14 protein-coding genes are annotated in these 13,171 nt (G+C 60.7%); 8 read left to right on the top strand and 6 right to left on the bottom strand.

All coding sequences use genetic code 11. The features are described 5' to 3' along the window. Positions 1–60: 60 nt before the first annotated feature. From QYH69_RS33370 to QYH69_RS33390, 5 genes are all read right to left on the bottom strand, one after another. Positions 61–336 (bottom strand): DUF4148 domain-containing protein, encoded by a 276-nt coding sequence (locus QYH69_RS33370; RefSeq protein ID WP_308835938.1) that lies wholly within the window; start codon positions 334–336, stop codon positions 61–63. Positions 337–479: 143 nt separating this feature from the next. Then, a complete protein-coding gene (locus tag QYH69_RS33375; protein ID WP_308835939.1) occupies positions 480–1,112 on the bottom strand; it encodes an HD domain-containing protein in 633 nt (210 codons plus the stop codon). A 100-nt stretch (positions 1,113–1,212) separates the two neighbouring features. Continuing rightward, positions 1,213–2,232: a GlxA family transcriptional regulator gene (locus QYH69_RS33380; protein ID WP_308835940.1), complete on the bottom strand. Its 1,020-nt coding sequence runs from the start codon at positions 2,230–2,232 to the stop codon at positions 1,213–1,215. Between the two features lie 138 nt (positions 2,233–2,370). Next, positions 2,371–2,790, bottom strand: a complete 420-nt coding sequence (locus QYH69_RS33385) for an AtzH-like domain-containing protein (RefSeq protein WP_308835941.1) — start codon at positions 2,788–2,790, stop codon at positions 2,371–2,373. A 379-nt stretch (positions 2,791–3,169) separates the two neighbouring features. Then, positions 3,170–4,159, bottom strand: coding sequence for a GlxA family transcriptional regulator (locus QYH69_RS33390; protein ID WP_308835942.1), 990 nt, complete (start codon positions 4,157–4,159; stop codon positions 3,170–3,172). Between the two features lie 104 nt (positions 4,160–4,263). Here QYH69_RS33390 and QYH69_RS33395 point away from each other — a divergent pair, with 104 nt between their 5' ends. From QYH69_RS33395 to QYH69_RS33410, 4 genes are all read left to right on the top strand, one after another. Continuing rightward, a complete protein-coding gene (locus QYH69_RS33395) occupies positions 4,264–5,550 on the top strand; it encodes an MFS transporter (protein ID WP_308835943.1) in 1,287 nt (428 codons plus the stop codon). 35 nt (positions 5,551–5,585) lie between these two features. After that, on the top strand, positions 5,586–6,428 hold the full coding sequence (locus tag QYH69_RS33400; protein ID WP_308835944.1) for a methyltransferase domain-containing protein: 843 nt from the start codon (positions 5,586–5,588) through the stop codon (positions 6,426–6,428). Positions 6,429–6,440: 12 nt separating this feature from the next. Beyond that, positions 6,441–6,899: a cupin domain-containing protein gene (locus QYH69_RS33405; protein WP_308835945.1), complete on the top strand. Its 459-nt coding sequence runs from the start codon at positions 6,441–6,443 to the stop codon at positions 6,897–6,899. 86 nt (positions 6,900–6,985) lie between these two features. Then, positions 6,986–7,918, top strand: a complete 933-nt coding sequence (locus QYH69_RS33410; protein WP_308835946.1) for an NADP-dependent oxidoreductase — start codon at positions 6,986–6,988, stop codon at positions 7,916–7,918. 101 nt (positions 7,919–8,019) lie between these two features. On the opposite strand, the gene QYH69_RS33415 is transcribed toward QYH69_RS33410, so the two are convergent. Next, a complete protein-coding gene (locus tag QYH69_RS33415) occupies positions 8,020–9,087 on the bottom strand; it encodes a LacI family DNA-binding transcriptional regulator (protein WP_308835947.1) in 1,068 nt (355 codons plus the stop codon). A gap of 306 nt (positions 9,088–9,393) precedes the next feature. Between QYH69_RS33415 and QYH69_RS33420 the strand changes: the two genes are divergently transcribed. The 4 genes from QYH69_RS33420 to QYH69_RS33435 form a co-directional block, all read left to right on the top strand. Continuing rightward, a complete protein-coding gene (locus QYH69_RS33420) occupies positions 9,394–10,680 on the top strand; it encodes an extracellular solute-binding protein (protein WP_308835948.1) in 1,287 nt (428 codons plus the stop codon). A 106-nt stretch (positions 10,681–10,786) separates the two neighbouring features. After that, positions 10,787–11,710: a sugar ABC transporter permease gene (locus tag QYH69_RS33425; RefSeq protein ID WP_308835949.1), complete on the top strand. Its 924-nt coding sequence runs from the start codon at positions 10,787–10,789 to the stop codon at positions 11,708–11,710. Between the two features lie 3 nt (positions 11,711–11,713). Further along, entirely contained in the window at positions 11,714–12,535 is an 822-nt protein-coding gene (locus QYH69_RS33430) for a carbohydrate ABC transporter permease (protein WP_308835950.1), read from the top strand. Positions 12,536–12,603: 68 nt separating this feature from the next. Then, positions 12,604–13,171 (top strand): glycoside hydrolase family 3 N-terminal domain-containing protein (locus QYH69_RS33435; protein WP_308835951.1); only part of this gene is annotated, 568 nt, incomplete at its 3' end.

A 13,171-nucleotide genomic window follows, 5' to 3' on the forward strand; every position in this document is an offset into this window, starting at 1 on the left:
CTTGCCCCGCTATGCGGCTTTGGCCGCCGCCGCAATGAACCGGCGGCGGCAAGCCGATCGCTAGCGCGATGCGATCGCGCCATCGTGATGGTCGACGCCCGGATTCACCTCACCCGCATGCTTTGCGATAGCGTGCAGCTCCTTATTGCGGGCGATCTGCTCGCTGCTCGGCGGATAGCTGGTTTTGCTGATCGGGATCATGCCGTCGTGACGGGCCTGCGCGAGTTCCTGCTGGACCTGTGCGCGGGTCTTTCCCTGGGCCAGCGCCGCTTGCGCTACAAAGACGGCGCTCAGTGATGCGGTAAAGGCGAGCAGGGTGAGCTTCACGGTACTCATGGCTTTTCTCCTTTGAAGTTCGATCGACCTCAATGGCTGATCTGAGCTTCAGTTTGGAGTGGAGACGGTGCGCAACGATGAGCGGCAGATGACAAATCTGCAGGGAAGCGGACATGGCGCCTTTGCTGCTGGGTTTCGGGTCGCTATGAACCGAGAATCATCGAACAGACGTTTTCTCTCTGAAATCCGGAGTCCTTGTACGCGAGGAAATCGTCGTTGAAGGTGCCGAGCGTGCTTTGCGGCCGATGCTTCATTCCCTCGTAGAAGGCGTCAACCATCTCGTACTTGAAGCGCTTCCCGCGCGGATGAGCCGTCAATACCGCGTTCCATTGCTCTTCGGTCAGCTCTTCCTTTCCCAATCCAATCAGATCCATCACCGCTCCGGCCTGCGTCAACGCAATTTCCGCATGCATATGCTCCGGAATGCCAGGGGTCGTATGCAGCGCGACCGCGGACCAGACGATGGAAACGTCCTGCGCGGAGAAGCCGCGGCTCAGCAAGAAGTCGCGTGCCGCGTTCGCTCCATCGACTTCGAACCGTAGCTGGCTCTCGCGGTAGCCGTCGGTGAGCCCGATATCGTGGAACATGGCCGCCGCGTAAAGAAGCTCGGGGTCAAAGCACATGCTGGCCGCCTCTCCTTTCATGGCGCCCCAGAAATAGACGCGAACGGAGTGATTGAACAAGGTCTCGCTTTGCGTATCGCGAACGAACTCGGTTATCTCGCGTGCCAGATGACTGTCTGGAATCCATAGGTTCCAATCCTTTCTCGCTATCACCTTATCTCTCCATGGTTCAAATGATCTCACCCGGACGGCCCGTATCGAGATCGACCAATAGGAGTCAGCGTAACGGCGCCTGCGACGCGGTATGCGTCGTTTACCCCGCGCTTTCCGGACAAGCTCGCGCCGGCAGACATAGCGGGCCCATCAACGCCTGTTGCGCCGGCTCCGCTTGCGAAGTGCGCGAACCTCGCGCGGACCGCCTGATGTCCTGCGGCGTCTGACCCAGAACGCGCAGGAACGCGCTTCTCATGCGGTCCCTGCTTAGAAAGCCCACCTGCTCGGCGATCGCGTCCATCGAATAACGCCCCCGCTCGATCATCAGGCGCGCCGCTTCCACGCGTAGCAGCTCGACGGCTTTCGCGGGCGTGTACCCCGTCTCCTCATTGAAAGCCCTGCTGAACTGCCTTGGACTGAGCGTGGCGATACTTGCGAGTTCCTCGACCGATAGGCCTTTGCGCAGGTTCGCACTCGCGTAGTCGATAACCTTCTGGATTCTGTCGGATTTCGGTTCGAGTTCGAGCATGGCGGAGAACTGCGAATGTCCGCCTGCGCGGCGGTGGTAGACCACGAGATTGCGCGCGACCTTGCGTGCTACCTCACGGCCGAAGTCGTTCTCGATCATGGCAAGCGCCATGTCGATGGTGGCCGTCATGCCGGCGGATGTCCACATGGAACCGTCGACGATAAAGATCCGGTCTTCCGCAACGTCCACCCGGGGAAAGCGCAGTTGCAAGTCCCGCGCAAAGCGCCAGTGAGTGGTCGCGCGCCGGCCATCGAGGACACCCGCCTGAGCAAGCACAAATGCCCCCGTACACGGAGCCGCAATTCGTCTGGACGTCCGCAGCGAGCGTCTCACGAATTCCTCGACGACATGCGACGTCCTGTCAGTCGCCGCACCGGAAGCGAACATGACCGTGTCGAAAATGTCTTCGCCGATTGGCTGCGATTCGACGCGAATGCCGGCGGATGAAGTTACCATTCCGCCGGCCTCGGACAGAACGGTGACGTCGTAAGCCGTTTCGCCAATTACCAGATTGGCCAATTCGAATGCCGTGATAGCAGCGAATCCCATCAGATAAAAATCGGGAAGCACGACCAGGCCGATTTTATGCATATGACTGCGTATTTTGCGACATGACATGCGGATGCCGCCGTCGCGGAATGCCCGGCGCGGCCCCACGAAAGGAGAAAAAACCTTAGCGCAAGTATGAAAATGTGCTCGAAATAACGGCGCGTATCGCTGCTGGCAGATCTAGATGCACGGCCGCCGGGAAACCGCGCTGTCATGTGACGCGACCACTCGCCAGCCGCCATGCAACCCCGCCTCGGGTTGAGAGTCGGGACCGACACGCGCCCACACCACCGTGCGCCGCCCATAAAATTCCGGATCGTCACAGCTGAATTCCGTGCTCACCGTGGCAGTGTCGTACCCGAATGTGGTGATTGCAATGGATGTCGTCATCGTTCCGTTACTGATCGGATGACGGCTAGCATTGAGTTTCCGGATTTCGCTGCTGCCGTAATACATGTCGTCGAAGCCGTAGCAAACCGAATTTGGGTTTTCCCAGATCAAGGCGTTCAGCAGGAAAACATCGTTCTCGACTAACGCTTTTTCGTACGTGGAGTGGACAGCCGCAACTTCGTCCACGACATGGGGCATATTGATATTCATCGAAGAAATCGACATATCGGTAAGAACTCGAAAAACTGCCCACCATCGCGCGCCCGGCGAAAATCTCCGAGACACGCTGATGCTCGGACATAACCGGTCAAGCAAGCGGTAGACATGTCAAAAGCATATCTTTCGCGGATCGTCTCGAAATGACGTATTTACGATGATTTCCGGACATCGGCGGCGATTCTGCGGCGCGTGGTCTTGCGAGGAGTGCCGCATGGTGCAAACGGGTGTGTCCTGAAGCGACTTTGTAATCGCCTGAAGGTCATCGCCGCACACGACTGTTGTGCGCGCAAGCAAAGCGAAGTACCGTCAATATCACGAACGCATTGTCCGGCGGCATCGGATACGAGCCGACGCAATGAAGGTCTTACGTTCAGGCCTGATCAGGCGACGGCGTGCCGCCATCGTCTTCCGCTTCCGGCACCGCCCGGTTTTCCCGCCCAGCGCGCCGGACCGATTGCGGCGGCTCGCCTAAGGTACGGACAAACGCGCGCCTCATTCGGTCCCGGTCGAAAAAGCCCACTTCGTTCGCAATGACATCCATCGAATGGCGCCCCTGCTCGAGCATCAACCGGGCGGCTTCCACACGCAGCCGCTCGACGGCCTTTGCGGGGGACTCGCCGGTCTCCGCGGTAAACGCCCGGCTGAACTGTCGCGGGCTAAGACTTGCTACCTCCGCCAGTTCCTCGACGGACAGCGCATTACGCAGGTGCGCAACGGCATAGTCGATCGCTTTCTGGATCCGGTCGGATTTGGGCTCGAGCTCGAGCAGCGCGGAAAACTGCGACTGACCGCCGGCACGCCGGTGATACACGACGAGTTTGCGCGCGACCGTACGCGATACGTCCTTGCCGTGATCTTTTTCAATCATGGCAAGCGCCATGTCGATCGTGGCCGCCATGCCCGCCGATGTCCAGATCGAGCCATCGACGACGAAAATCTGATCTTCGTCGACCGCCACTTCCGGAAAGCGGCGCTGCAGATCGCCGGCAAATCGCCAGTGAGTCGTCGCTCGACGGCCGTCGAGCACGCCGGATTCGGCCAGAACGAACGCCCCTGTGCATGGTGCCGCGACACGCCGCGATGTCTTAAGCGCATGTTTGACAAAGGCCGTGAGCGCAGGCGAGCACAGGTCGGTTTCGGCGCCTGAAGCGAACATGACCGTATCGAACACGGCGTCGCCGAACGGCTCGCTATCGACGCGAATTCCCGATGCCGCCGCTATCAGCCCGCCCGTTTCGGAAACGACGGTCACCTCGTACGCGGCCTCTTCGAGCACGAGATTGGCCAGCTCGAATGCGGTGACCGCCGCGAAACCCATCATATAAAAGCCGGGAAACACGACGAACCCGACGCTATGCATGTGGCCCCTCCGTCCAGCACGTCATGAATTGAGGGTATATCTGACGTTTGAGAAGCCGTCAACAATCCCTATCCTTTGCCCTGTCATCGGAAGGAGATGCTGAAATGGACCGTCGATTACTGATGCTCGCGATAGGGATGTTCGCGATGGGCACCGACAATTTTGTCGTGGCCGGCATTCTTCCTGGCGTTGCTTCATCGCTTCATACGTCCGTGAGCATCGCCGGCCAGATGGTCACGCTCTACGCGTTGTCATACGCGGTCATGGCGCCGGTTATGGCGGCAATCGCGGGCGGCTGGCCCCGCAAGCTCATTCTGGTGCTGGCGCTCGGTATTTTCGTGGCCGGCAATGCGATCAGCGCCGTCGCAACGAACATCGACATGGTGCTCCTCAGCCGCGTTCTCGCCGGGTTCGGCGCGGCCCTGTTCTCGCCCACCGCCCTCGGGGTCGCTTCGGCGCTAGCGCCGCCTGAAAAGAGAGGCCGAGCGCTGTCGATCGTGACGGCCGGCCTGACCGGCGCAACGGCGCTCGGCGCTCCCATCGGCACATTTATCGGCGGGTTCGGCAACTGGCGCACGACGCTGTGTTTCGTCACGCTGCTCGGTCTGATCGCGATGCTCGGCGTATGGACGATGCTGCGCTCGCTCCCGGCAACACCGGTCGTGACGCTTAAAGAGCGGCTCAAACCCATTCGCGAACTCCCGATCGCGCTGACGCTGCTCACATCGTTGTTTGCGTTTGGCGGCTTCCTGATGATCTATACCTACGTCGGGCTCGTATTCGATCGCGTGACTCTCGGCAACGGACGCATTCTTGCCGGCATGTTGCTTGTCTGGGGAATCGCGGCCACGGTCGGCAACGTGCTGTGCGGCAGGCTTGTCGATCGGTTTCCGAGCCGCGTTATCGTGAACGTGGCGCTGTGCATTGCCATCGTCAATTTTTGCGCACTGCCGTGGACCTCGGCTCACACGATCGGCGCCATGACGGCGCTGATCATATGGGGCATCTGCGGCTGGGGTCTTCTCGTGCCGCAACAGCATCGGCTCGTCGAACAGGCGCCGAACGCGGCACCGCTCGTACTGGCCTTGAACAACACCGCTACCTATACCGGACTCGCCTGCTCGGCCGTGCTGGGCGGATTGGTTCTGCTGTTCGTCGACCGGCACTACCTGAGCATGGTCGGCGCGGCGCTCATCGCGGTCGCGTTTGTTGTTTCGGAAGCGGCATATCGTTACCGGACACGCAAAGAGGCAAGGGAAAAAGCGCATCGCTTGACGAAGCACGCGAACGCATCAAGCACGCTGGGATCCGCTCGCGAACACGATACCGGCGAAGCAGTACGCGGACTTTCGGCGGGCAGCGCGCGAGGCAGGGCCCGGGTCGATGCCTGATGAGGCTCGGCAATTTTTGTTTGAATGGAAGATTCATGGTTACACAGACACAATTCACAGGTCGCGACGTCTTCGCCCGCACGTTCGATGCCGATACCGAGTCGCTTGCCGCAATCGCCGAAAGACTCGAGGTGCGCGGGAAGCACCCGTTCTTTACAGAGGTCATCGGTCACTACATGGACGCATTGCGCCTCGGCCGCGAAGAGGCCATATTGGAGTTGGGTTGCGGCACGGGCGTCATCCCGCGTGCACTCGCAAAGCGTAACGACGTGAAGGGGCGCATTACCGCCATCGACATCAGTCCGCATCTGGTCGAAATGGGCGCACGGCTCGCGTCGGAGGAAGGCGTTGCCGGAAAGATCGATTTTCTGGTCGGCGACGCGCATTCGATCGTCGAACTGCAAGACCGGTTCGACGTCGTCATCATGCACACCCTGCTAAGCCACGTGGTCGACCCGGCAACGGTGCTTCGCGAGGCTCAGCGTCTGCTTCGACGCGGCGGGCGCATCGTGGTTTTCGACGGCGACTTCGAGTCGCTCACATTCGCGACGGATGCACCCGATGGCGGTGCGGAAACGGATCGGCTCCTCGGCGTATCGGGACAAGCGCACGGGCGCGTGATGCGTCTGATGCCGCAGCTTCTCGGCGAAAACGGCTTTCGTCTCGAATGGTCTCGCGCCTATGTGGCGGCCGACATCGGCCGCGCCGACTTCTGGGAGTCGCTGCTTGCGACCTTTCGCACGCTGCTGCCGAAATCGGGTGTGATGTCCGTGGACGATGCGGATCACTATGCAGCCGGGCTCGAGCGCGCGTCTGCAAATGGCCGGTTTTTCGCGTCGTGCAACTTCTATACGATGATCGCGCGCAGTGCCGCGTAACGGAGATGAATTATGCATACCCAAATCAATTCGATCGGGGAGGTTCGGCACCTCGGCCGTTGGGCAATCCCCTGCGCCACTCTGGCGATCGCACTGCTGGCGCTGACGGTCCCGCGGCCGGCACTCGCACAGGCTGCCGATGAAGAAACGGTTTCACCTGTCATGCAGCAGGCGATTCCAGAGGCGCCCTCGAAAACGATACTTGTCGCCACTGTCACGTATGCGCCGGGCCAGGCTTCCTCGCCGCACAAGCATCCGGGTTCGATCTTCGCGTACGTCGTAGAGGGTAGCGTCGAATCGCAGCTTGCAGGCGCGCCGCCCAAAATCTACCGTACCGGTGAGGCGTGGTACGAACCGCCTGGCGCACACCATGTGGTGTCCCGCAACGCGAGCAAATCGCAGCCGGCGAAGTTATTGATCTTCGCGGTGACATCAGGCCATGAACCCGTCAAAGAGCCACTCGCGCACTAGACCGGTCCATGAAATCTCAACCTTGGCCGGCCGTCGCTAGACCGGGCACCCAGATGCACTGGAAGCGGCGACCAGGAGAGCAGATCGTGACTACATCGATGCAAGCAGTTCAAATCGAAAAGTTTGGTGGACCGGACGTCCTCGAGCTTTGCCGGCTTCCTGTTCCCACACCGGGCGAAGCAGAGGTCGTCGTCAAGGTGATGGCCGCGGGCGTCGGTCCGTGGGATGCGTGGATTCGCGCCGGACACAGCGTCCTTCCGCAGCCGCTGCCTCTAACGCCCGGCTCCGACATCGCGGGCCGGGTCGTCGAGGTCGGGCGAGGCGTCACAAAATTCGCGAAGGGCGACGAAGTGTTCGGCGTGACCAACCTTCGATTTACCGAGGGCTACGCGCAGTATGCAAAAGCCAGGGTCGACATGATCGCGGCCAAACCTGCCGGCACGAGTTTCGAAGAAGCCGCGTCGATGCCCGTCATAGCGGTGACCGCGTGGCAAATGCTGCATGACTTCGCAGGTATCAAGCCCGGCCAACGCGTTCTCGTGCTCGGCGGCTTCGGCAACGTCGGCGCCTTCGCCGTTCAGATCGCCCGGCTTGCCGGTGCGCATGTCGTTGCAACCGCGTCGGATGCTCAGGCGGATCAGGTCCGCGCTTTCGGCGCGGACGAAATCATCGAGCGGAATATGAACCGCGTCGAAGCATGGTCCGCCAGTTTCGACGCCGTTGTCGATACGGTCGGCGGTGAGGCGCTCGAGCGGTCCTATGCGCTTGTGCGGCCGGGCGGCGTTGTCGTGTCGGCAGTGCAGAAGCCCGATGCGGCCTTACTGCCGCGGCATGTGAGATCCGACTTCCTTCTGGTTCGCGTTGAAACCGGCATTCTCGAAACGCTCGGCAGCCTCACAGCAGACCATCGACTCAAGACCCGCGTGGGCGAGGTTCTGCCGCTCGCCGAAGCGCGCCGCGCACACCAGATGATCGAAGGCGCGCCGCACAAGCCCGGCAAAATCGTTCTTATTCCTTGAACGCGGCGAAACAGGCATAGCGGAGCGAACGACCACAAGCGAATACAAACGCGATACGAAACGCCGCAGATCAAATCGTGCGCACGTCGATCGGAAGCATGTCATGCATGATGACCGGGCTTCCGTCTCTTCTGTAGCGCACCCGAACGCCGGCGTACAGATGCGACCGCCCCGCTCGAATCGCGGACAACCAGTTCCGCCGCAAACGTAACCCTCTGCGCGCCCGCATCATTCCCCGCGACCTGCGCAAGCAACGTATTCACCGCGGAACTGGCCATCTGCTGGAACGGCTGCCGCACCGTGGTGAGCGCCGGATGGAACTGCTCCGCCATCGGAATGTCGTCAAAGCCGACCACCGATATATCGTCGGGTACGCGCAGCCCCGCTTCGCGCGCCGCGGCGATCGCGCCAAAAGCGCTTTGATCGTTAGCCGTGAAAATTGCGGTAGGCGGATCGGCAAGATGGAGCAACCTCGAGGCCACTTCGAAAGCCGTCATTTGCGACAGGTCGCCCGATGCAATCAACTCAGGCGCATGCGGCAGCCCATGCCGCGCGAGCGCATCGACATACCCGCGTTGGCGGTCGCGCACGCCTTCGATGGAATTCCCCCCGCCCAGGAACGCAATGCGTGTGTGTCCAAGCTCGATCAGATGCTCGACCGCAAGCTGAGCGCCGCCGTAGTTATCGACCGATACCGACGGAAACCGGTTCATCGTGCCGCGCTGATCGATCACCACAACGGGCAGATTCGCTTTCGCTAACGAATCGAGCCATAGCGATTCACGCGGCAGGATTGCAAGCAACGCATCGGAGAATTGCCGCACCAGCCCGAGCACGTCTTGATGCATGTGTCTGTCCTCATCGGACATCGTATAGACGAGCACCTCGCAGCCGGCAGCCCTCGCGGCACGGCCGGCCCCGAGTATCAGTTCGCTCGAGAACTGCGTATCGAGCGTCGGCGTGATGATGCCGATAATGCCGTTGCGCCCGCCCGATAGTTTTTGCGCCGTGCGATTGACGACGTAGCCGATATCGGACGCAATGCGCAGCACCTCGTCGCGCGTCTCGCGCGAAACGCCAGCGCGGCCGTTGAGCGCACGCGATGCGGTCATCTGCGATACGCCGGCCAGCCGCGCCACGTCTGCCAGGGTGGGATTTTCTTTGGTCATGCCGTCAGTCACAAGCGGGTGATGAAAGATGGGACATTAAGCGTAGATTACGTTACCGCTAACGTTATTTCTGCATTCATTCTAAGCGAATAGACGTGAAGCGCAATCAGGGCTTTTATGAACCGCGCGAATCTGACAAAGATCCATTGTCTGCAAGGCTTTGCCCGCTTATATGCAAATCGCGTACGACGATCTCTGCGCGCTTGAGGGTTAACCTCATCTGGCCACCATTTGGCGACGTTACTACCATCGCTAACGTTAAGGATACCGTTAGTCGTTCCCTATTCTAACGATGGAGACTTCAAGATGGCGTATGCGGCGGTATCGAAGGCGATAGGCCTCACTGCACTCTGCTCGTTGCTGGCAATCGCAGCAGGCACGGCGGCCCACGCGCAAGACGCGAAAGTCATCACCGCGTGGGACCAGCAAACCAACGCGACATCGAGCAAGATTCTGCGCGATGCCTCTGATCGTTTCGAGCAGAAAAACCCGGGCTACAAGGTCGAGAATTCGCACGTCATCAACGATGCATACAAGACCAAGCTCAAGGTTGCGTTCGGCGCTAACCAGCCGCCGTGCGTGTTCGAATCGTGGGGCGGCGGCCCGCTGCACGAATACGTCAAAGCCGGCCAGATTGTCGACCTCACGCCGTATCTGCAGAAAGACCCTGTCTATCGCGACCGCTTTCTGCCGTCGTCGTGGAAGGCCGTAACGTTCGACGGCAAGACCTATGGCGTCGCGGCGGAAAACGCGTCTGCCGCCGTGATCTTTTATAACAAGGACATCTTCCGGCAATACAGTCTCAAGCCGCCCGCAACGTGGCCCGAACTGATGCACGTCGTGCAGGTGCTGACATCGCACGGCATCGCCCCGTTCGCGCTTGCGAACAAGAACAAGTGGACGGGTTCGATGTACTACATGTACCTTGTCGACCGCATCGGCGGGCCGGACGTCGTGCGCGCCGCGCTCGACGGCGCCGGCAAGGGTTTTGACGATCCTGCCTTCATCGAAGCAGGCAAATACATCCAGCAGCTCGTCAAGGCCGGTGCATTTGCGCAAGGTTTCAATGGTCTCGACTATGACGTCGGGGCGTCGCGCCGCCTGCTCTATTCGGGGCGTGCGGCAATGGAACTGATGGGCGGTTGGGAAGCATCGACCATTCAAAGCGAAAACCCGGCGTTCTCGAAGAAACTCGATTTCTTCCCGTTCCCGAGCGTGCCCGGCGGCAAAGGCGATGCGCGCGACGTGATCGGCACGGTCGGCGATGGCTTTCTTAGCATCTCCACCGAATGCAAATTCCCGGATGCCGCGTTCAAACTGATCGAGTCGCTGACGGACGACGCCGCGATGCGCGCGCGCGTCGGAGACCGCAAGATTCCGCCGGTCAAGAACATCGCACTTGACGACCCGTTCCTCAAGCGCCTGCAGGGCCTGATTGTCGACGCACCGAATGTCCAACTGTGGTACGACCAGGCTTTGCCGCCGCATCTCGGCGAAGTTCATAAGGACACGACGCAGGCGCTGTTCGGCCTATCGCTGACGCCCGAGGCCGCCGCGCAGCAAATGGAAAACGCCGCCAAGGCGGGCGGTTGATCACCTGCAACGGGCGACATCTGCGACAACACTTTCATCAACTCATCCGGATAGCCCGGCCGGCGCCGCCATCGCATGCATCGCGGCGCCGGCCGGCAGACCTGCCGTGAACATCGTGCTCCCCGCCGTATCCGAACGCCGACGCCGCCTGCGTTTTCCCTCGCAGGCGCTCGTCGCGGCCGCGTTCCTCGCGCCCGCCGTGCTGCTGCTCGCGGTCTTCCTGCTCTATCCGCTCGTCTCCAGCCTGCGGCTTTCGCTGCTCGACTGGAACGGCCTTGGCAACAACGCGCGCTTCATCGGCCTTTCCAACTGGGTCCGGCTCGGGCACGACACCGCGTTCTGGCAGTCGCTCTTGAACAATGTGATTCTCGCGGCCGCGTCGGTTGTCGTCGAATTGCCGATCGCACTCGCGCTCGCCGTGCTGCTCGAGAAAGCGGGCCGCGGTTCGCGCGTGTTGAAAATCCTCTACTTTCTGCCTCTGCTGATGTCGAGCGTCGCCATTGGCGTGCTGTTCAAGAACGTCTACGATCCGAACTTTGGTCCGCTCAACACCGCATTGCGCGCGCTCGGTCTCGATACGCTTGCCCAGGACTGGCTCGGCGATCCGCATTTGTCGCTCGCATCGACAATTGCCGTGATCTGCTGGCAGAACGTTCCGTTCTACATGATCCTGTTTCTCGCCGGACTTTCCTCGATGCCGGTAGAGGTCACCGAAGCCGCGCGTCTCGACGGCGCGTCCGAATGGGTGATCTTCTGGCGCATCAAGCTACCGCATTTGCAAGGCACGGTGCGCACCGCGGTGCTGCTCGCCGTGCTCGGCTCGCTGCGCTACTTCGACCTGATCTATGTCATGACGGGCGGCGGCCCTGAAGGCTCGTCGGAGCTGATGGCCACCTATATGTATCGCACCGTGTTCAGCTCATTTCAGCTCGGCTACGGCAGCACGATCGGCTCGGCGATGTTCATCATTGTCTGTGCGGTCGCGGCCATATCGCTGCGCTTTAGTCGCCGTTACGCAACCGAGGTCTAGACCATGAAATTGAAACCGCGTCTGGGCGTACCGCTTCTTGCGCTGATCTGGCTCGTCGTCACGACGCTGCCATTTCTTTTCGTGGTCGCGACGAGCCTCAAAACACAGGATGAAACGTATTCGTCGCCGGTGTGGGCATTGCCCCGGCATTTCTACATTGGCAACTATGTGGCGGTGCTCCAAGGCCCTTACTTCACCTACTTTCGTAACAGCGTGTTCGTCGTCGGCGTTTCCGTCCTGCTGATCGTATTGGCCAGCGCAATGGCGGCCTACGCATTCGCGCGCATGCGCTTTGCACTGAACAAGACGCTCTTTGCAATCGTCGTCGCGGGCATGATCGTGCCGCTGCACGCAACGCTCGTGCCGATCTATCTGCTCACACGCAACCTCGGCATCTACGATACGCCGTTCGCCTTGCTCGGGCCCTACGTTGCGCTGAGCCTGCCGATCTCGATCTTCATTCTCACCGAGTTCATGCGCCAGATTCCGCGCGAACTCGAAGAAGCCGCGCAGCTGGACGGCTGCGGCCCATTCGGCATTTTCTGGCGCATTTTCTTTCCGCTGTCCACGCCAGGGCTCGCCACGGTCGCGATCTACAACGGCATCGGCCTGTGGAATGAATTCATCTTCGCGTACATGTTGACGTCGACACCCGAGCATCGCACGCTGCCGCTCGCGATATGGGATTTCCAGGGGCAATACTCATCGAATGTGCCGGCCATGCTCGCGGTCGTCACGCTCACGTCGTTGCCGCTGATCGTTGCGTATGCATTCGGTCAGGAACGCGTGATCAAAGGGATGATGGCCGGCTCGCTAAAGGGCTAAAGGGCTAAAAAGCTGAAGGCTCGACGAACCGCAACGATCACCGCGATACCCCTATTAGGAGTAAATGGATGGCGCTTCAGGACACCAGCGAGTTTCCGGTTTATCGCCGGGCACATATGCCGACTGAGGCTCGCGTCGCCGATCTGCTCGCGCGCATGACGATCGACGAAAAGATCGCACAATTGCATGCGGTCTGGCTCAAGCTTTCCGTCGACGGTCAGCATGCATGGCGCACGGAGGATTTCGCGCAACGCGACACCGGCGTGCCGCTCGATACGCTGCTGCGTCATGGCCTGGGCCAGGTGACGCGCCCGCTCGGCACGCATACCGTCGATCCGCACGAAGGCGTCAAGGCGCTCAACGCGTTGCAACGGCAGATGGTCGAGGAAACGCGTCTCGGCATCCCGGTGATGTCGCACGAGGAGTGCCTGGTCGGCCTGATGATCAAGGACGCCACGCTTTTTCCTTCGTCGCTCAACTACGCGGCAACGTGGAATGCGGCGCTGATCGGCCGCGTAGGCAAGATGATCGGCGAGCAGGCCCGCTCGATCGGCTGCCGCCAAAGTCGGAGGCCAAGCGGTCTTAGGAAGACAAAACATTCTACCAACTCCTTGGCTCACAGAACGACATGGCTAC

Origin of the sequence: Paraburkholderia sp. SARCC-3016 (genome assembly GCF_031119615.1) — a bacterium.
In the GTDB taxonomy this organism is placed as follows: domain Bacteria; phylum Pseudomonadota; class Gammaproteobacteria; order Burkholderiales; family Burkholderiaceae; genus Paraburkholderia.

Excerpts from the sequence above, each read along its gene's own strand:
- QYH69_RS33370 (WP_308835938.1), bottom strand. The coding sequence starts at position 336 with ATGAGTACCGTGAAGCTCACCCTGCTCGCCTTTACCGCATCACTGAGC.
- QYH69_RS33380 (WP_308835940.1), bottom strand. The coding sequence starts at position 2,232 with ATGCATAAAATCGGCCTGGTCGTGCTTCCCGATTTTTATCTGATGGGA.
- QYH69_RS33385 (WP_308835941.1), bottom strand. The coding sequence starts at position 2,790 with ATGAATATCAATATGCCCCATGTCGTGGACGAAGTTGCGGCTGTCCAC.
- QYH69_RS33390 (WP_308835942.1), bottom strand. The coding sequence starts at position 4,159 with ATGCATAGCGTCGGGTTCGTCGTGTTTCCCGGCTTTTATATGATGGGT.
- QYH69_RS33395 (WP_308835943.1), top strand. The coding sequence starts at position 4,264 with ATGGACCGTCGATTACTGATGCTCGCGATAGGGATGTTCGCGATGGGC.
- QYH69_RS33400 (WP_308835944.1), top strand. The coding sequence starts at position 5,586 with ATGGTTACACAGACACAATTCACAGGTCGCGACGTCTTCGCCCGCACG.
- QYH69_RS33405 (WP_308835945.1), top strand. The coding sequence starts at position 6,441 with ATGCATACCCAAATCAATTCGATCGGGGAGGTTCGGCACCTCGGCCGT.
- QYH69_RS33415 (WP_308835947.1), bottom strand. The coding sequence starts at position 9,087 with ATGACCAAAGAAAATCCCACCCTGGCAGACGTGGCGCGGCTGGCCGGC.
- QYH69_RS33420 (WP_308835948.1), top strand. The coding sequence starts at position 9,394 with ATGGCGTATGCGGCGGTATCGAAGGCGATAGGCCTCACTGCACTCTGC.
- QYH69_RS33430 (WP_308835950.1), top strand. The coding sequence starts at position 11,714 with ATGAAATTGAAACCGCGTCTGGGCGTACCGCTTCTTGCGCTGATCTGG.